Genomic DNA, 658 nt, shown 5'->3' with positions numbered 1-658 from the left:
GTTAATTACAAATTGACCGACTATGTGCGAATTGGTGTGCCGATTTCGATTGTGTATTCCGTATTGGTACTGACATTGATTCCGGTCTTCTTTCCGTTTTAATTCCGATAAATACAAGGATTCGTTATGACCGCTGAAACACCGGTAAAAGATGAAAACATTGTCTGGCATCAGCACACGGTTGATAAACAGTTTCGTGCTGAGCTGAAAAAACAGAAACCAGCAGTGCTTTGGTTTACTGGTTTATCTGGCGCAGGTAAGTCAACCGTCGCGGGCGCGCTGGAGAATCGTTTAGCTGAGTTGGGTTACCACACTTATTTGTTGGACGGTGACAATGTTCGTCATGGCCTGTGTAGTGATCTAGGTTTTTCTGAACAAGATCGTCGTGAAAATATTCGTCGTATTGGCGAGTTGGCGAAACTGATGGCAGATGCGGGTTTGATTGTGTTGTCCGCGTTCATTTCTCCTCACCGTGCTGAGCGTCAACTCGTTCGCGATTTACTGCCCGAAGGTGAGTTCATTGAAGTGTTTGTGAATGCATCTCTCGAAGTGTGCGAAGGCCGAGATCCAAAAGGTTTATACAAAAAAGCGCGAGCAGGTGAGATCCCAAATTTCACGGGTATTGATTCAGAATATCAAGCGCCAATCAATCCAGAAA

1 protein-coding gene is annotated in these 658 nt (G+C 45.0%); it reads left to right on the top strand.

All coding sequences use genetic code 11. From position 1 onward, the window contains the following. Positions 1–126: 126 nt before the first annotated feature. On the top strand, positions 127–658 hold a 532-nt coding region (gene cysC, locus R7Z47_RS25155), incomplete at its 3' end, for an adenylyl-sulfate kinase (RefSeq protein WP_318130803.1).

Source organism: Vibrio sp. 1641 (assembly GCF_033339995.1).
Taxonomy (GTDB): domain Bacteria; phylum Pseudomonadota; class Gammaproteobacteria; order Enterobacterales; family Vibrionaceae; genus Vibrio; species Vibrio alginolyticus.
This window is presented reverse-complemented; position numbering and strand designations above follow the sequence as displayed.